This window comes from Rhodoligotrophos defluvii, assembly GCF_005281615.1.
In the GTDB taxonomy this organism is placed as follows: Bacteria; Pseudomonadota; Alphaproteobacteria; order Rhizobiales; family Im1; genus Rhodoligotrophos; species Rhodoligotrophos defluvii.
Map to the genome: position 1 here is coordinate 449641 of NZ_SZZM01000003.1, position 16639 is coordinate 466279.

The following is a 16639-nucleotide window of genomic DNA, read 5'->3' on the forward strand; positions in this document are numbered from 1 at the left end:
CCTGATATCCAGGCCTGGGTTCACCCGCCCCACTGGTAGAACTAAACGCCGGGTCTGCCGAAGCGGTTCCACGATCTTCGGGAACTTTTTGAGGGCTCGCCAGTTTAGGGGTTGCCGGTTTAGAGTCGGGGTGGCTGCCTTGGTCTCGCGTGGGCTGCCGCCCGTGGCTTCCACTTCCTTGGTATCAGAGAGGGAACCAATGCCGCTATCCGAGAAGATTGCCCCCAATATTCCGTTCTTGCGACGCTTCGCGCGGGCGCTTTGTGGCAATCAGAGCAGCGGTGATGCTTACGTCGCAGCGACCCTGGAAGCGATCGTTGCCGATCCGGAGTCGTTTTCATCCAACCAGGATCCGCGGGTGGCTCTGTTCAAGACCTTCCTCAAGATCTGGCAGTCGCTCGAGATCAACCAGCGCGAGGAAGCGCCGAGCGCCAATCCCGCCGCAGCGGCCGAGCGTCGGCTCGAGCGCCTGCCGCCGCGCCCGCGCCAGGCCTTTCTCCTGACCGCGGTCGAAAGCTTTTCGCCGGACCAGGTCCAGGCCATTCTCGATGTCTCGCCGGACGAGTTGGACCGTCTGCTCGACGCCGCCGGCCGCGAGATCGCGCGGCAGGTCGCAACCGATATCCTCATCATCGAGGACGAGCCGATCATCGCGATGGATTTGGAGGCGCTGGTCGAGGGCCTCGGCCATTCCGTCTCTGCCATCGCCCGCACCCATCGGGAAGCGGTCACCGCGGTCAAGCAGAAGCGCCCGGGCCTGATCCTCGCTGACATTCAGCTTGCCGACGGCAGCTCCGGCCTGGAGGCGGTCAACGAGATCCTCGGCGGCGTCGAGGTCCCGGTGATCTTCATAACCGCCTATCCCGAGCGGCTTCTGACCGGCAACCGCCCCGAACCCACATTCCTGATCACCAAGCCGTTCCAGCCGGACATGGTGAAGGCCATGATCAGCCAGGCGCTGTTCTTCGACACGCGGGCGCACAATCAGGGTGAGGCAGCCTGACCATCTGTGGACGCAAGTCCGCACGGCCCCGGGGACCGATGGACATCGGAGTCCCCGGGCGATTCGCCTGTGTCGCGACACAGCGCGCGGGGCGCGCCCTTTCGCAACACCCGGATAACTGTGGTGTACTGGGCTTGTCCATTTCTCATTCAGCTGCTCATCTTTTGACCAGAAAGCACTAGGCGAAACGCCCTAGATGTTGCTGAGAAAACACACCCTTTTTCGTTCGTATTGCAAGTTATGCGACTGTTCAATTTTGACTCTTTTCCTTCAATTCTGACTGTGAATAGATCTCGCGGAGATGCCGGCTGCCCGAGGCGGCCGTGTCAGTTGAGGGGAGATCGAGCATGCGGACGAAGGGGTTGGGTCAGTCGCTGTTGGCCGGCATTGCGTTGACAGCCATGGCGTCCGCCGGCCACGCCGATGAGCTGGCCGCCCTCAAGGCGCAGCTCGAGCAGCTTCAGGCGCGTGTCGACCAGCTCGAGGCTCAGCCCTCCCTGCCAGTGGTGTCGGAGGGCACCAGCTGGATTACCTTCCGGCGCGGCACGGAAGCGACCGCCGACTGGCGGGTCGGCCGGCTGCGCGATGACATCCCGACCACAGGGGGGATGACCATCTCGATCACGCCCACGGCCGATCTTCCCGCGCCGGTGCACGAGGTCACCGTTGCCGGTTACGTCAAGGGCGACGTGATCTACGACTTCGACGAGGATCTCGGCGATTTCTTCAGCTATACCGCGATCACCGGGCGCGAGAACCAGGAGCATGTGCGCCTGCATGCCCGCCAGACCCGTTTCAATATCAAGTCCAAGTCCGACACCGCGATCGGTCAGATCCGCACGGTGATCGAGGGCGACTTCCTCTCCGGCGGCAGCTTCGGCAACACCGATTTCCGCCTCCGCTATGCCTGGGGCGAGTGGGACTTCATGCCGAATTGGACTTTCGGCGCAGGTCGTTACGACACCAACTTCATGTCGCCGTTTACCGGCACGACCACGGTCGACTTCAACGGCGACGTGGGCCTGATCGGCACGTCCCGTACCGACCAGGTCCGCGTCACCTATACGACCGGGCCGATGCTTTTCGCCCTGGCCGTCGAGAACCCGCTAGGTGACGCCGGCGACTTGATCGACCAGGGCGGCGAGGCGTTTGTTGCCGCGTTCAATTCCTCGAACAACGTCCCGAACTTCACCGCGCGCTGGCAGTATGACGCGCCTGGCGGGCACCAGTTCCTGGTGTCCGGCGTGGTCCAGAACTATCACACGGATTCCGAGCTGGGCGGCGAGAGCGAAAGCGCAGTCGGCTGGGGCGTGCAGGGCGCGGTCAATATCAATCTGGCCGATGTCGCGCTGCTGACCACATCGGTCATGTATGGCGACGGCATCGGCAGCTTCCTGTTCGGCAACACCATCGGCGCCTATGTGGATATTGATGGCGATATCCACACCACGGAAGCGTTGGGCCTCTATGCCGGCATCAGCTTCGAGCTCACGGACGCAACCTCGCTGAACCTCTCCTGGGGCTATGCGGATATGAAGAAAAGCGAGGTCTTGCGTGCTAACGCCAATAACACCACCATCGACGTGATGTCGGCCCATGCCAACATCCTGTGGCAGCCGGTCGAGCAGTTGCGGCTTGGCTGGGAAGTCATGTGGGCCGACCGCAAGTTCCTCGAGGTCGACGGGCCGGTCAGCGATATCGAGAAGGCCGACGTCTGGCGCGCCCAATTCGGCGCCTGGTTCTATTTCTGATCCTCGGCCGGAAGGCGTTCACGGGCAGATCGAGCAGCCCGCCCGCACAGGCCGGCGGGCCTCGGCCGCTTGGCGCTGTGCCCTTTATGCAACCGACACATTGCCCTGACCGTCCTTCAGCCTAAAGGGTGGTGGAGCGTTGCGGGGAGAGTTGCTATATCCGTTGTTGCGACCCGGTCCGGCACTTGAAGAGAGCTGCCGGCCAGAGATCGCGAATGGAATGACCCGATAGCGATCCCTGCGGGCGTAATGGCACTTCTGTCGACCTCCACATCCCGTGATCTCGGCCGCGCCAGGGCGCTTGCCGCGCGTGGCGATGTCGCGGCCGCGCGCGAGGCCTACAAGGCGCTGCTGGCCCAAGCCCAGCGGGATGCTGCCTTGCTCACCGAGGTGGGGGTGTTCGAGGCCTCCGCCGGAAACGCTGCTGCGGCGCGGCGCCATCTGGAAAAGGCGCTGAAGCTCAGCCCCAGCAATCCCGATATCCACTACAACCTCGCGGAGCTCGCCCGCCAGGCCGGCGCCATCGCTCTGGCCGAGCGGCACTACCGCCGGGCCATTGCGGCATCGCCCGACCATGCCGATGCCCATTACGGCCTGGGCGAGTCGCTCCGCTTGCTCGGCCGCAAGGAGGAGGCCCTGCCCTTTCTGATCCGGGCCCACGAGCTGGCGCCTCAGGATCCGGAAATCCTCAACTGCCTCGGCATCTCGCTGGAGGAAAACGGGCATCAGGATGATGCGGAGCAGGCCTTCCGCCGGGCACTGGCAGCCGATCCCCGCTACCAGGACGCGCGCTGCAACCTGGCGGCGCTGCTGGCGGAGCGGCAGGATTACCAGGCGGCCGACCGTCTGTTCGCCGAGAGCGATCGCGCCGCCCTGCCGGCCGTGATGCTGGGCCGCTGGGCCAATATCCTGCTTTCGCTGCGCCGCAGGGAAGATGCCGCCAGCATTGCCGAGGAGGCCCTGCGCAAGGACCCGCGGGAGCTGACTGCTCTCAATGTCAAGGCGACGGTCCTGCAGCGCAAGGGCCATTTCGACGAGGCGGAGCAGGTGGCCCGCGCCATCATCAAGCTCGATCCGCGCCATGCCGACAGCTATCAAAGGCTCGCCACCATGCGGCGGCTGGGTGAGGATGCCATGGAGCCTCTCCGGCGTATCCTCGGCGATAAGAGCTTACCGCCGGAGCAGCGCGCCACGGCCGGCTTCGCCCTCTATGCGCTGCTCGACCGGCGCGGCGATTATCCCGCTGCCTTCACCGCCCTGTCGCAAGCCAATGCCCTGCGTGCGGAGCAGCGGCCCTACAAGCCGGACTACCACGAGCAGCTGGCCAATCGGGTGATGGCCACCTTCGACCGGGATTTCCTCGCCTCGCGCTTCGGCGAGGGCATGGACGAGCCCGGCCCCATATTCATTCTCGGCATGCCCAGGTCCGGCACCACCCTGGTCGAGCAGATCCTCGCCGCCTACCCCCAAGTCCATCCGGGTGGCGAGCGCAACGACCTGAACAGGCTGGCGCGGAGCATGTCCGGCTATCCCGAGCAGGCCGGCATCGTGGCCTCCGACTGGGCGCGCGGCAACGCGCTTGAGATCTTCGCCGATATGCGCGCCGAGGCGCCGGAAAAGCCCTTCGCCACCAACAAGGCGCCCGGCAACTACATGTTCATCGGGCTCATCGCCTGGCTGTTCCCACGGGCCCGCATCATCTATTGCAAGCGCGATCCGCTCGATAACGGCCTGTCCTGCTTCGAGCAGAATTTTGAGCTGGACATTAGCTTTTCCACCGATCTTCGCGCCTTCGCCCATGCCTACCGGCTGCATGAGCGGCTCATGAGCCACTGGTTCAGGGCCTCTCCGGTGCCGATCCACACCGTCGCCTACGAAGCTCTGGTGCGCGAACCCGAGCCTCACGCCCGCGCGCTGGTTGATTATGTCGGGCTGCCCTGGGATGCGGAATGCCTCAGCACCGAGCATCGTGATCGGCCGATTGACACCGCCAGCGTGTGGCAGGTTCGCCAGCCTATCAATGCCGGTGCCATCGGCAAGTGGCGGCGTTACGAGCGCGAACTCGCACCATTGATCGAAGCCCTGAGGGAAGGGGAAGAATGAAGCGGCTAGCTTTCACCATACTTGGGTTATTGACCCTTGCCGGCTGCACTTCGTCTCAGCCGCTGAAGCCTCGCATCATCAACATAGCGGCAACCCCTTCCCCCGCTTCGGCCCAGATCGCCGGCTCGATCCAGCATCTCGTCGACCAGACCAACACCACTTACGTGACGCTGGTGGTGCACAACGCGCCGACGAAGAACCAGCGCAAGAAGGACGAGTTGCCGGAGCCCGTCGCCTCCGGCAGCGGCTTCCTCGTCGACAGTCAGGGTACTGTGGTCACCGCCGGCCATGTGGGCATGGAAAAGGGCTGGCTGGTCGAAGCGCGCGGGCCGGATGGCAGGATCTATCAAGGCACCGTGGAAGCCCTGTCCTATTCGCCCGATGTGGCCATCGTGAAGCTGCGCGGCATGGAAGGCAGCGCGGCGGTGAAGCCGGCGTCGAGCCCGTGCCTGCACAAGGGCCAGCCGGTGTTCTCCCTGGGCAAGCCGCGCGCCGAAGGCGATATTGCCCGCACCGGCGAGCTGGTGGCCACCCATTTTGAGCGCCCCGTCACCTATTCCAAATTCGGCTATCCCGATGCCATGGTGCTGAAGCTGTCGACGCGGCGCGGCGAGTCCGGCGGCCCGGTCTTCAACGACCGCGGCGAGCTGATCGGCATGCTGGTCAGCACGCTGTCGGACAAGAACACGGGCGCGCCGTTGGATCTCGCCCACGCCTTGCCGGCGCCGATGATCGCGCGGGTGCTGTGCCAAGCCACCAGCTGCAGCCCGGAATGGCGCCTGGTGGCCCTGCAGACCACCGCTCAATGCCCCAGCAGCTGATCTGGCGTCATCTTGCCAGGGGTTCAAGACGGCCCACGTTTTAGGCCGAGCAACTTGCGTCGTTGCGGCGCTTGACGCGGCAATCCAGGGCCCCGCGGCACACGCGTCCCCCGAAGCCATGACCGCCGATCAGATCAGGGAATAAGCAGCGTGGTGCCGGTGGTCCTGCGCGCTTCGAGATCGCGGTGCGCCTGAGCGGCATCGGCAAGCGCATAACGCTGGTTGATCTCGATCTTCACCCTGCCGCTCGCCACCACATCCATCAAGGCCGCGGCGTGGCGGGCCAGGTCCTCATCCCTTGCCGCATAGGTCATGAGCGTGGGACGGGTGACATAGAGCGAACCACGGCGGCTGAGCTCGATCAGGTCGAAATTCTTGATCGGTCCCGACGCATTGCCGAAGCTTACCAGCAGGCCCCGCGGCCGGAGGGAGGCGAGCGAAGCCTCGAGGGTCGCCGCGCCCACCGAGTCGTAGACGACCGGCACGCCCTCCCCGTTGGTCAGTGCCCGCACCCGTTCTGCCACATTCTCCCTGGTATAGTCGATCGTGTGGTCGCAGCCGTGGGCCCGGGCGAGTGCCGCCTTCTCGGGCGAGCCCACCGTGCCGATCACGGTGGCCCCCAGCAGCTTCGCCCACTGGCAGGCAATCAGCCCCACCCCGCCCGCCGCTGCATGGAACAGGACGGTATCGCCAGGCTGAACCTTATAGGTCTCGTGCAGCAGGTAGCTGGCGGTCATCCCCTTCAGCATCATGGCCGCCGCAGTCTCGTCCGAGATTGCCTCCGGCAGCTTGACCACCCGGTTGGCCGGCATGTTGCGGATTTCGCTGTAGGCGCCGAGCGGTCCGGTGCCATAGGCCACCCGGTCGCCTCGCTTGAGTGAGCCAACCCCCTCGCCCACCGCCGTGACCACGCCCGCAGCCTCCATCCCCGGGATCAGCGGTAGCGGCGCGGGATAAAGCCCTGTGCGGTAGTAGACATCGATGAAATTGAGGCCGATGGCGGCGTGCTTGATCTGCACCTCGCCCTGGCCCGGAGGCGCAACCGTCACCTCCTCCAGCTTGAGCACTTCCGGTCCGCCGACCGCATGGATCCTGATCGCCTTCACCATCGCCCGACCTTCACCTTTACCAAGTCATGCCGAGCTTTTGCAGCACCACCCGCGTGACCGCCGCATCCGCCAGCGCGAGCCCGGGTGGCACATAGCCGATGCGCCTGTCGGCGCTCCAGGTCACCCGGCTCCGGCCCGCAACCGCCTCGGGCAAATCGCTGTCGAACGCCCTGGTGATCGTTACCATGCCCGATTGCACCAGCCCCGCCGTCTGCAAGGCGTCATCCGTTGTCAGCGCGTCGAATTTCGCCACGCCCTCGGGGATCCATGACTTGGCCAGATCAACCCCGATGGCCAGCCCCCCGGGCTTGATTTTCCCACCGTCCACGAAAGGCACGACCGCGATGTTCAGCGGAACCATGCTCACCACGATGTCGGCCTCGTAGACCGCGTCGGGCCGGTCGTTCACCACCGTAACGTCAAGGCCGCGCGCCGCCACTTCCTCTGCGTATTTGCGCGCCGAGGCCTCCGTGCGGCTCAGCGCGATGATGCGCTTGATCGGCCGCACCGCCAGAAGCGCGTCGAGATGGGTGCGCGCCTGCAGCCCGCAGCCGATCATGGCCACGCTTTCCGCCTTCGGATCCGCCCAGAAATCCGCGCCCAAGGCCGAAACGGCCGCGGTCCTGACCCCCGTGAGCCACGAGAAATCCAAGATCGCCAGCGTCTCCGCCGTCTTGGCATTGGTGGCGATGACCTGCGCATTGATATGCTTGCCGGCGGCGGTCGAGGCGACGGTGGAGGCGACCCATTTCACCACGGCGATGTCGTCGAGCACCCCAGGCATCGCGTGAAACAGCCCACCCTCCGCCGTGTGCAGGCCGATCTTGGCGACCACCGGGTCTGCCGCCTCCGCGCGGCGGGCGAAGGCCTGGCGTAGGGCATCCAGCACCTCCGGGTAGGTGAGGCCGATCGCCCGGATCTTTTCTTCAGTGAGATAGGGCGGCTCTTGGTTCATCGCTGACATCGCTCCGATTTGAGGTGAGCAGGCTTTCGCCGCAAATGAAGCCCCACGTGAGATTGGGGCCGATCGTGGTGCCCGCGCCGATGGAATGGGTGCCGATCGGGTTGGCCATGGCAAGTCCCGCCGCATAGAGCCCCGGGATGATGCTATGGTCCGGCCGCAGCACCTCGCCGCGTTGATTGGTGCGTGCGCCGCCCTTGGTGCCGATGATCGACCGGTTGATCGACACCGCATAGAACGGCGGCTGCTCGATGGTGCCGAAGGCGGCCTCCGTGCTGCCCGCCTTGTACTGCTCCCAGGAGCTTTCGCCGCGATGGAAGTCCTCGTCCCTGCCCTGCTGGCAGAAGCGGTTGAAGCGGGCGACCGTCTCCTTCAGCACATCCGCCGGAAGCCCGGCCTTGGCCGCCAACTCGTCCAGGCTCCGCGCCTTGATCAGGCATTTGGGATCCTTGCGCGCATACCAGATGAACGGCCACGAGCGGCCCAGGAACCGTTTGTCCCCGATCAGCCAGGCGGGCAGGTGCAGCGGCTCGCCGGTCTCGGGATCGCGCTGATCCAGCGCCTCGCCGATATTGTAGTCATACTCGCTGACAAAACGTCGGCCGTGGCGGCCCACGATGATGGCATGCGGCTCCGTCTGGAACGTCAGGGGAATGCCGTGCAGCCGTCCCTCGTAGCGGGTTGGCAGCGTCGGGTAGATGTTCGCCTGGTCCATCCGCTCGAGCAGCGCCCCCGCCTGCTGGGCCAGCAGCTGCCCGTCGCCCGTATTGGTGCGCGGGCTGGCGATGCGGTCGAGCGGGCCCGGGAAATGGCGGGTATAGAGTTCCTGGTTCCACTCGAAGCCGCCGGTTGCCAGCACCACCCCGCGCCGCGCCAGAAACCGCACCATGACGCCATCGCGCTCGGCCGCAACGCCGGTGATCCGGCCGTCCCCGTCGTCTTGCAGCAGGGCCGTGACGCGCGTCTCCGGCGAGAAGCGGCAGCCCTTGTCGAGGCAGCCCTTGATGAGGCCCGTCATCAGCGCATTGCCCTGCGCACGGCTGTCGGTCGCGAGCCGCCATAAGAGCTTCGGCCACAGCCGCAGCACCGCCCGCACCGGATAATGCCAGAGGTCGTCGTCATAGACCTCCTGGTAGGTGAAGAGATGCGGCAGGGTCGAGCGCCTGAGCCGCCGTGCATAGGGGCCGAGCAGGCGCCGGCTCAAGGGCAGCGGCGACAGCATGCGGCCGCGGGCCTTGCCGCCCGGGCGTTCGCAGAAAATGTCGGGTTCGTCCGTCAGCGCAAAGCGCAGCGGCGTCTCCTGCTCCACGAATTCCAGCACGCGCGGCGCATTCTGGGCGAAGGCCTGCCACAGCGCATCCTCCTTCGCCTGCCAACCCGGCGGCGAGGCATTGCGGATATAGGTCAGCGCCTCCTCCGGGCTGTCGTCGATACCCGCTGCCCGCGCGATATGGTTGGCGGGGATCCACGTGCCCGCGCCGGACATCGCCGAGGTGCCGCCCAGCTTTTCGCTCTTTTCCAGAATGACGACGGAAAGCCCGCCCGCCGCAGCGCGCAGCGCCGCCGAGAGCCCGGCAACGCCTGACCCGACCACCACCACGTCGTGAGTTTCCGCACTGCTGTTGCGAGCGGCCGCGTGCTGGTCCGGCTGAACCCCTGCAGTCATGGCGAGATCCGCGTGATTGAGAAGGAATGGCTTGTGAAGGGAAATCTAGGAAGTCTTGAATGGCCGTGTCCAGCAAATTTAGGACACGGGCTTGCGAGGGAACGATACTGAGCCCGTGCCACTGAGCCGAAGGGCTTCTCTAGTTGGAAATCGTCGCCGGAGTATGACTGGCATCCTGCCAAAGACGCTCGAGATCCGACGTCGATCTTTCGATGCAAATCCCGCGGATGCGATAGAAGATATCAATCATTACGCAATAATGGACAAATTTGATCGATGTCGAAAAATACTCATTCAAGATCGAGTATTACCATTTCATCCGGTATTACGTCGTGGAGGACGGAATTATGGCTGAAGTACCGATAATGGAAGAACTAGGCTCTCTCGAACGAGAGGTGGGTACGCTCAAATCATCGGAGATTTTCAAACCCTCGGAAGCTTTTGAAAGCGGACATAATGCATTCGGCGAGTCGTTCGGCGCCCAGTCGTCGTTCGGCGGCGCGTCGGACTTCAACCAAATACAAGAAGATTTCACAAGAAATTACCTTAACAATGAGTTTTATCCCAAGGTTGTCGACTCAATTTACAGGGGCGAACACAATAACTTTGAAAATTTCGATAATTTTCTCAACCACCACCTGACCCAAGGTCGCGAAGAAGGCGTAAACGGGCTCGCGTCGAAGCTTGCCGACCATCTAAACCTTTCCGGAAGCGAGCGAGACGCATTCCACCGGGACTTCCTTCAGCAAGCAGAGAACCATCCGGTCATTAGCGAGCAGAACTTTGACCAACTGCGCGATCAAATGTATCGGAAACTGGCGCATGATGGCCATCTTCCGACCATGCGCCAACCTCAGTACGAGCACACGAATTACGAGCACATGAATAGTAATCACGCCAACACGAGTGACCACGTCAATACGAGTGACCACGTCAATACGAGTGAGCACGTCAACACGAGTGATCACGTCAACGTTATATCGGCTCATGACCATGGTGGGAGCGGGTACAAAGCTGCGCTGATCACCACCGGTGCGGTCCTCGGCACCGGGGCTCTCCTAGGGGGGATCAGCGGTGCGCTTCACCACAACGAGCCCTCCAACGAACAAACGGACCACCAGCCACCTCATGTTGAGGCGCATGACTTTACGTATTTATGAGCATTGAAGCAGCTCGGATGAAACGCGTACCCGGATTGCGCGTTTTAAGGTCTTTTGTCGCCACTTAGCGGCTCGCGGCGCCGCCGGCCACGGAGCTTGCCGTTACCGCCTCAGCAGTACGTCCTTTGCCTGGTTGATCAGGGCGGCGAAGGCGTCCGACCCGCCCGCATCCGGGTGGAACTTCTTCATGAGCCGCCGGTGCGCGGCCCGGATCTCCCGCTCGCTGGCATTGTCGGAAACCTCCAGAATGCGGCAGGCTTCCGCCCGCGACATGGCGAAGCCGCGCCGCGGGTCGCCCGCGCCGTTGGCCCGCGCCGAAGCCCCGCCCGCCCCGTTGCGCCAGCCTGCATGCATGCGGTCGAGATAGGCATCGAGCAGGAGCCGGCTCTGGTCGGCAATGCCCTGTGCTTCGCTGCGCAGATCGAGCAGCTCGGCCAGGCTCATGGAGGAAAGCCTGCGCCCCGCATGGCGCCCCATCAGCACCGAGCCGTCCATGGTGCCGGTATCGTGGTCGAGCTCCATGTCGAGAAGCGTGGTGCGCACGCCGGACCGCTGCCCTGCGGAGCGCCCGCCGGCGCGGGAGAAGCCGCCCGGCGCGCCGATATTCATCTCCCGCCCCAGCAGGCCCAAGCCGAAGGCCATCAGCGGCGCGCCGAGAGCCATGCCGCCGCGCAGCGACATGATCAGCCCGACCAGTGCGATGGCTGCACCGCCGCCCAACCGGGTCATCTTGGCCAGGCGCTTCGGGTCCGCCTTCACGGACTTGCGCAGCAGCCAATAGGCCAGCAGGAGAGCCAGGGCGACGAGGAGGAACGCTTGCATGTCCCTAACAGCCTAGCCCAACTGTTCCAGGAGCAGCGTGGCTGTCCGGTTGCCTCTGCCATAATCCGCAAGCGCCTGGCGGCCGCCGGCCGCATAGACCGCGACCGCCGAGAGAAGCGCCCGCAGTTGGCCCGCCGCATTCAGGTCGAAGCGGCAGTAAGCGCCTTTGGTCAGCCGGGCAATTTCCCGGAAAGCCGCCTCGGCGCGCGGCTCATGGCCCTCCTGGAACATGAACATGGGCACGCCCAGCAGCCCGATCTCGCCGGCCCGGGCACAGAGAAGGTCTACGTCCTCCTCCATGCAGTCGCCCACATAGACCGCCGCATGCACCTTCGCGCGCTCGGTTTCGGTCTTGATGTGCTGGAGCACCTTGCGGATCTGGGTATAGCCGCCGCGGCAGGCGATGCCGGCCATCAGCTTGGCCAGGGCTTGCGGGTCGGACACCCAGCGGCTGGCCATGCACTCGTTGAACCCGCGGAAATAGACGAGCTGCACGTCGAGCCCGCCGATCCGCGCCGTCTCCTCGAACATCTGGCCCTGAATGGCGAGCGCACGGTCCCAAGTGGGTTGCCGGCTCATGGTCGCATCCATGGCGAACACCAGCCGGCCACGGCCGCCGTCCGTGCGCAGCGGAACAGCTTGCGCCTTGGCCAGGAAGGCGCTCACCTCCCGGTCCGTCGATGTCACCTCATGGCTGTGCGGCGTCGTGACAGGCGCACGCGTTTTCAACCCCACCTCCCAAGCTCAGGCAACCTTTTATACTGCAAGATGGGGCAGGCAAGCCTGCGGAACAATCCTACAAGCCTCATATTGCGCTTCAACCGCGCACCGACACCCCTTACGCGCGACGTATTGCCCGCCGAGATCTACAGCCAGTCACTGTTGCCATGCCGGGATGCCCCGCTTACCTGCCGTGGCGTAGATGCCATGCAAATCAGCTTCGGGAGGCCCCGACATGAGGATCGCCACAGCAATACTGGCGGCGCTGGCGCTGGCCGGCTGCAAAGAGACAGCCAATGTGAACGCTTCCCGTGCGCATTCCGCCCACGCGACGGAAGACGCGCCGTTTTTCGTCGGCCGCTGGGCTGCGGAGGAGGCAATGTGCGGCAACGCCGCCTGGCAATTCACCGAGAGCAGCATCTCTACGCCGGGCCACGTAGTCTGCAAGTTCAATCAGGTCGACAATGTCGGTGGCGTTTACCAGATCGACGCGACCTGCACCGCCGAGGGCCCTCCCGCCCGATACCAGCTGAAGATCTCCTACGCGCAGTCGGCGGGCGCATTGCTGGTCGAGGGAGGACCGTTTCAGCCGATCGGCTTGGTCGCCTGCCGATAAGCTGAACGGCAGCGTCAGGCCGCCTTGGGCTTGGCCTCCTCCACGATCTGCACCAGCCGCTTGAGGATCGCGCGCACGCCCTTCAGCCGGTCCTCCGCTTCGTCCATGTCGCGCTTGAACACCAGCTTCTGGTCCGGCCTGAGCTTCACATTGTGGCCCTGCTCGTTGATATAGGCCACAAGCCCTGCGGGATTGGCGAACTCGCCATTGCGGAACGAGACCACCACCCCCTTCGGGCCGGCGTCCACGCTCGCCACATTGGCCGCCCGGCACAAGAGCTTGATCGCCACCACCTGCAGGAGGTGGTTGACCTCCTGCGGCAGCGGCCCGAAGCGGTCGCGCATTTCCGCGCCCAAACCCTGCACCTCCTGCTCGGTGTCGAGGTCCGCCAGCCGGCGGTAGAGGCTAAGCCTGAGGTCGAGGTCCGGCACATAGCTGTCCGGGATCAGCACGGCGGTGCCGATATTGATCTGCGGCGACCAGCGGTCCTCGGTCTCGACCTCCAGATCGCCCGACCTGAGGCTTGCCACCGCCTCTTCCAGCATCTGCTGGTAGAGCTCGAAGCCAACCTCCTTGATATGGCCGGACTGCTCCTCGCCCAGGAGATTGCCGGCGCCGCGGATGTCGAGGTCGTGGCTGGCCAGCGTGAAGCCCGCACCCAAGGTGTCGAGGGACTGCAGCACCTTCAGCCGCCGTTCGGCCCCTGCGCTCAAGGGCTTGCCCACCGGCACCGTGAGCAGTGCGTAGGCCCGCTGCTTCGAGCGCCCGACGCGGCCGCGGATCTGATAGAGCTGGGCCAGCCCGAACATGTCGGCCCGATGCACGATCAGCGTATTGGCGGTTGGAATATCGAGACCGGATTCGACGATCGTGGTCGACAGGAGCACATCGAACTTGCGGTCGTAGAAGGCCGACATCACGTCTTCGAGCTCGGTTGCCGCCATCTGCCCATGGGCGGTAGCGAAGGTCACCTCGGGCACATGCTCGCGCAGGAACTCCGCCATCTCGCTCAGATCGGACACCCGCGGGCACACGAAGAAGCTCTGCCCGCCGCGATAATGCTCGCGCAGCAGGGCTTCCCGGATGGTCACGGGATCGAAGGGCGACACGAAGGTCCGCACCGCCAGCCGGTCCAGCGGCGGCGTGGTGATGAGCGACAAATCCCGCACGCCGGTCATGGCCAGCTGCAGCGTGCGCGGAATAGGCGTGGCGGTCAGGGTGAGCACATGCACATTCGCCCGCAGCTCCTTCAGCCGTTCCTTGTGCTTCACGCCGAAATGTTGCTCCTCGTCCACGATCAACAGGCCGAGGTCGCGGAACACCACGTCCTTGGCGAGAATGGCATGGGTGCCGATGATCACGTCGATCTGGCCCTCGGCGAGCCCCTTCTTGATCTCGTTCACGTCCTTGCGGGCGACCAGCCGGGAGGCCTGCGCGACGCGCATGGGAAAGCCGCGGAAGCGCTCGATGAACGTGGCATAGTGCTGGCGCGCCAGAAGCGTGGTCGGCACCACCACCGCTACCTGGCGTCCACTCATCGCCGCCACGAAGGCCGCGCGCAGCGCGATCTCCGTCTTGCCGAAGCCCACGTCCCCGCAAATCAGCCGGTCCATGGGCCGGCCGCTCTGCAAATCCTCCAGCACCGCTTGGATCGCATCCAGCTGCTCTTCCGTCTCCTCATAGGGGAAGCGCGCGCAGAACTCGTCATAGACCCCCTCCGGCGGCACCATGATCTCGCCTTTGCGCAACAGGCGCGCCGCCGCGGTCTTGATCAGCTGGTCGGCGATCTCCTTGACCCGCTGTTTGAGCTTGGCCTTGCGGGCCTGCCAGGCGTGGCCGCCCAGCTTGTCGAGTTGAACCCCCGCCTCTTCCGAACCATAGCGCGAGATGAGCTCGATATTCTCCACCGGCAGGAACAGTCGGTCGCCGCCCGCATAGGTGAGGAACAGGCAGTCATGGGGTGCACCCTGCACCTCGATGGTCTTGAGCCCCTCGAACCGGCCGATGCCATGGTCCACATGCACCACGAGATCGCCGGGCGCGAGGCTCGCCACCTCCGTCAGCACGTCGCTGGCCTTGCGCTTCTTGCGCGCCCGGCGGATCAGCCGATCCCCCAGGATGTCCTGCTCGCCGATGATGGCGAGATCCCGCGTCTCGAAGCCATGTTCGAGCGCCAGCACCACGACGTTGAGGATCGAGGGGTCCCGCCCGGTGACCTCGGTCCAGGTATCGGCGCCGACCACCGGCGCCATCTCGTGCTCGCGCAGGATGGCGATCAGCCGCTCCCGTGAGCCCTCGCTCCAGGCCGAGATCAGCACCCGCTTGCCTGCCCGGCGCAGGTCGCCCACATGCGCCTTCACCGCGTGGAAGACGTTCTGCTCCTGCTGCGCGCGCTCTGCAGCGAAGCTGCGCCCCTGGCGCCCATGCAGGGAGATGATGCGGGCGCCCTGCCCTTCCGGCTGCTCGAACGGCGTGAAGGCCAGCTGCGGCTGTACGCCCAGCAGGTCCAGCCATTCGCCCTCGGTCACGTAGAGCGCCGAGGGCGGCAGCGGCTTATAGGGGGCCGCGCCAAAGGTCTGCTGCTCCAGCGCGTGGCGTCGTGCCTCGTAGAAATCATCGATCAGCTCGCGCCGGGCCTTCACCGCCTCGTCCAGCTGGTGGTCCAGGCCGACCGCTGCCCAATCCGCGTAATCGAAAATGGTGGCGAGCCGCTCATAGAACAGCGGCAGCCAGTGCTCCATGCCCTGATAGCGCTGCCCGGCGCTTATGGCCTCATACAGGGGATCGTTGGCGGTCTGCCCCCCGAAGGCGGCGACATAGCGGGTGCGGAACCGCGCGATGGTGGTCTCCATCAGCAGCACTTCGGAAGCGGGCTCCAGCACGATCTCCTTGAGCTGGCCGATCGAACGCTGGCTCTGCGCATCGAAGGAGCGGATCGACTCCAGCGTGTCGCCGAACAGGTCGAGCCGCAGCGGATGCTCCATGCCCGGCGGGAAGATGTCGATGATGCCGCCGCGGATGGCATATTCCCCCGGTTCCATGGCGGTGCCGGTGCGGCTGAAGCCGTTCTGGGTCAGGAAGTTCTGCAGCGCCGGGATGTCGATCATGTGCCCGGGCGCGGCGCGGAATGAGGCGTTGGCCAAGGTCTGCGGCTGCGGCACCCGTTGCAGCGCCGCATTGACCGTCGAGAGCACGACTATCGGACCGGCATCCAGCCCCTTGCCCAGCTTCACCAGGGCGGCGATCCGCTCGGCGATGATGCCGGCGCTGGGCGACACGCGGTCATAAGGCAGGCAGTCCCACGCGGGGATGCGGATCACCTCAACGTCGGGCGCGAAGAACGAGAGCTGGTCGGCAATCTCCGCCATCCGCTGGTCGTCGCGGGCAAGATGCAGCACCGGCCGGGCCTTGCCCGCCTGCGCCGCCTCGCGGGCGAGCTGGCCCAGGGTGAGCGCGTCCAGCCCCTCGGGCGCGCCGGCCAGCAGTGTCCGCCCGGACTGGGCCAAGAGCGGGGAAAGATCGACAGGCGCGTTCATCTGGTAAGACCGGCAGCAGTATAGTCGGCAATCTTGAGCCGCTTTTCGAGCAGCGCCCGTGTCAGCGGCGTATCATATTCGGGCGGCACCGGCTTTCGCCCCAAAATCCAGTCCAGCAGAACGTTGTCCGGCAATTCCGCCAGGATCTCCACCTCGTCCAGCTCGGCTGCGGAGAATCGGTCGATAGTCTCGGCAACGAAGCCGCCGAAGATGAGGTCCACTTCCTTCATGCCGCGATGGGCACAACGCCAGGCCAGCCGCCGCCGGCGAACGGCATCTTCCATCTCATCCGTCATGATCTCGCTCGCCGCATCAAAACCCGATATGGCTGGACTGGCCCGCACCCCGGCTTCATATGCGGTGTGTACCCG

At 64.9% G+C, this 16639-nt stretch carries 13 protein-coding genes; 6 read left to right on the plus strand and 7 right to left on the minus strand.

The features are described from left to right. Positions 1-199 precede the first annotated feature (199 nt). The 4 genes from E4P09_RS16405 (at position 200) to E4P09_RS16420 (ending at position 5678) form a co-directional block, all read left to right on the plus strand. Positions 200-1003, plus strand: a complete 804-nt coding sequence (locus tag E4P09_RS16405; RefSeq protein ID WP_137390675.1) for a response regulator — start codon at positions 200-202, stop codon at positions 1001-1003. 347 nt (positions 1004-1350) lie between these two features. Further along, on the plus strand, positions 1351-2754 hold the full coding sequence (locus E4P09_RS16410; RefSeq protein ID WP_137390676.1) for a DcaP family trimeric outer membrane transporter: 1404 nt from the start codon (positions 1351-1353) through the stop codon (positions 2752-2754). A 249-nt stretch (positions 2755-3003) separates the two neighbouring features. Then, complete coding sequence (locus tag E4P09_RS16415; RefSeq protein WP_137390677.1) at positions 3004-4857, plus strand: tetratricopeptide repeat-containing sulfotransferase family protein; 1854 nt, start codon at positions 3004-3006, stop codon at positions 4855-4857. After that, on the plus strand, positions 4854-5678 hold the full coding sequence (locus E4P09_RS16420) for a S1 family peptidase (RefSeq protein WP_137390678.1): 825 nt from the start codon (positions 4854-4856) through the stop codon (positions 5676-5678). Before E4P09_RS16415 ends, E4P09_RS16420 begins: the two co-directional genes overlap by 4 nt. Positions 5679-5812: 134 nt before the next feature. Here the strand turns inward: E4P09_RS16420 and E4P09_RS16425 are convergent, their stop codons facing one another. Genes E4P09_RS16425 through E4P09_RS16435 form a run of 3 tightly spaced genes read right to left on the minus strand, consistent with a single transcriptional unit; the run spans position 5813 to position 9414 of the window. After that, positions 5813-6787 carry a quinone oxidoreductase family protein gene (locus E4P09_RS16425; protein ID WP_137390679.1) on the minus strand — a complete coding sequence of 325 codons (975 nt, stop codon included), beginning with the start codon at positions 6785-6787 and terminating at the stop codon, positions 5813-5815. A 16-nt stretch (positions 6788-6803) separates the two neighbouring features. Next, positions 6804-7742, minus strand: coding sequence for an NAD(P)-binding domain-containing protein (locus tag E4P09_RS16430; protein ID WP_170984467.1), 939 nt, complete (start codon positions 7740-7742; stop codon positions 6804-6806). Continuing rightward, positions 7714-9414, minus strand: coding sequence for an FAD-dependent oxidoreductase (locus E4P09_RS16435; protein WP_137390681.1), 1701 nt, complete (start codon positions 9412-9414; stop codon positions 7714-7716). The genes E4P09_RS16430 and E4P09_RS16435 overlap by 29 nt, the downstream gene beginning before the upstream one ends. A 269-nt stretch (positions 9415-9683) precedes the next feature. Here E4P09_RS16435 and E4P09_RS16440 point away from each other — a divergent pair, with 269 nt between their 5' ends. Continuing rightward, positions 9684-10574, plus strand: coding sequence for a hypothetical protein (locus E4P09_RS16440; RefSeq protein ID WP_137390682.1), 891 nt, complete (start codon positions 9684-9686; stop codon positions 10572-10574). Positions 10575-10676: 102 nt separating this feature from the next. On the opposite strand, the gene E4P09_RS16445 is transcribed toward E4P09_RS16440, so the two are convergent. Both E4P09_RS16445 and E4P09_RS16450 read right to left on the minus strand, forming a co-directional pair. Further along, a complete protein-coding gene (locus tag E4P09_RS16445; RefSeq protein ID WP_137390683.1) occupies positions 10677-11396 on the minus strand; it encodes a DnaJ domain-containing protein in 720 nt (239 codons plus the stop codon). Positions 11397-11408: 12 nt separating this feature from the next. After that, positions 11409-12131: a vWA domain-containing protein gene (locus E4P09_RS16450; protein ID WP_137390684.1), complete on the minus strand. Its 723-nt coding sequence runs from the start codon at positions 12129-12131 to the stop codon at positions 11409-11411. Between the two features lie 220 nt (positions 12132-12351). Between E4P09_RS16450 and E4P09_RS16455 the strand changes: the two genes are divergently transcribed. Next, positions 12352-12732: a hypothetical protein gene (locus E4P09_RS16455; RefSeq protein ID WP_137390685.1), complete on the plus strand. Its 381-nt coding sequence runs from the start codon at positions 12352-12354 to the stop codon at positions 12730-12732. Between the two features lie 14 nt (positions 12733-12746). Here the strand turns inward: E4P09_RS16455 and mfd are convergent, their stop codons facing one another. Beyond that, positions 12747-16268, minus strand: coding sequence for a transcription-repair coupling factor (gene mfd, locus E4P09_RS16460; RefSeq protein ID WP_137390686.1), 3522 nt, complete (start codon positions 16266-16268; stop codon positions 12747-12749). Next, positions 16265-16564, minus strand: a complete 300-nt coding sequence (locus E4P09_RS16465; RefSeq protein WP_137390687.1) for an FAD assembly factor SdhE — start codon at positions 16562-16564, stop codon at positions 16265-16267. The genes mfd and E4P09_RS16465 overlap by 4 nt, the downstream gene beginning before the upstream one ends. Between the last annotated feature and the right edge of the window lie 75 nt (positions 16565-16639).

Coding starts and splice junctions, on each gene's coding strand:
- E4P09_RS16445 (WP_137390683.1), bottom strand. CDS start 11,396: ATGCAAGCGTTCCTCCTCGTCGCCCTGGCTCTCCTGCTGGCCTATTGG.
- E4P09_RS16425 (WP_137390679.1), bottom strand. CDS start 6,787: ATGGTGAAGGCGATCAGGATCCATGCGGTCGGCGGACCGGAAGTGCTC.
- E4P09_RS16465 (WP_137390687.1), bottom strand. CDS start 16,564: ATGACGGATGAGATGGAAGATGCCGTTCGCCGGCGGCGGCTGGCCTGG.
- E4P09_RS16435 (WP_137390681.1), bottom strand. CDS start 9,414: ATGACTGCAGGGGTTCAGCCGGACCAGCACGCGGCCGCTCGCAACAGC.
- E4P09_RS16415 (WP_137390677.1), top strand. CDS start 3,004: ATGGCACTTCTGTCGACCTCCACATCCCGTGATCTCGGCCGCGCCAGG.
- E4P09_RS16405 (WP_137390675.1), top strand. CDS start 200: ATGCCGCTATCCGAGAAGATTGCCCCCAATATTCCGTTCTTGCGACGC.
- E4P09_RS16420 (WP_137390678.1), top strand. CDS start 4,854: ATGAAGCGGCTAGCTTTCACCATACTTGGGTTATTGACCCTTGCCGGC.
- E4P09_RS16430 (WP_170984467.1), bottom strand. CDS start 7,742: ATGAACCAAGAGCCGCCCTATCTCACTGAAGAAAAGATCCGGGCGATC.
- E4P09_RS16455 (WP_137390685.1), top strand. CDS start 12,352: ATGAGGATCGCCACAGCAATACTGGCGGCGCTGGCGCTGGCCGGCTGC.
- E4P09_RS16410 (WP_137390676.1), top strand. CDS start 1,351: ATGCGGACGAAGGGGTTGGGTCAGTCGCTGTTGGCCGGCATTGCGTTG.
- mfd (WP_137390686.1), bottom strand. CDS start 16,268: ATGAACGCGCCTGTCGATCTTTCCCCGCTCTTGGCCCAGTCCGGGCGG.